The 451-nt window shown below is 43.7% G+C and carries 1 protein-coding gene; it reads right to left on the reverse strand.

The annotated features are described in order from the left end of the window. Positions 1–451 (reverse strand): ATPase, T2SS/T4P/T4SS family (locus FLQ44_RS07705; RefSeq protein WP_170252879.1); only part of this gene is annotated, 451 nt, incomplete at both ends.

The raw sequence follows: 451 nt of genomic DNA on the forward strand, positions 1-451 counted from the left end.
CCAGATACTGTATCAATACTAAGGCAATTTGCAGCTTGATTAAGCGAAAACAGCCAGCAAGACGTAAAGAAATACGACCATCTTGCGGAATACGCTTCTCAGCAATGTCCAGTTTTGCCATCACCTTGATACGTGATACCAACAACGGTGCAAGCTCTCGACGTGGTTGTACAATCTCACGCAACTGACCATCAACACGTAATCGCACAGATAATTTCTTTTCAAATGCTTCAATATGAATATCAGATGCGCCCACACGAATGGCTTCTGACAATAAGGCATTGATGAGTCGGACAATAGGTGCATCATCCTCCTGATCCATCAAATCTTCCATTTCAGGGACTTGATCGGCAAGGCTTAATAAGTCGGGATGATCTTCCAAGCCAGCTGCGACTTGTTGTGACTCACCTGTTTCACCTGCATAGCTTGAACTGAGCATTTGATTAAATTC

The sequence above is a fragment of the Vogesella mureinivorans genome, assembly GCF_007644035.1.
GTDB classification, from domain to species: domain Bacteria; phylum Pseudomonadota; class Gammaproteobacteria; order Burkholderiales; family Chromobacteriaceae; genus Vogesella; species Vogesella mureinivorans.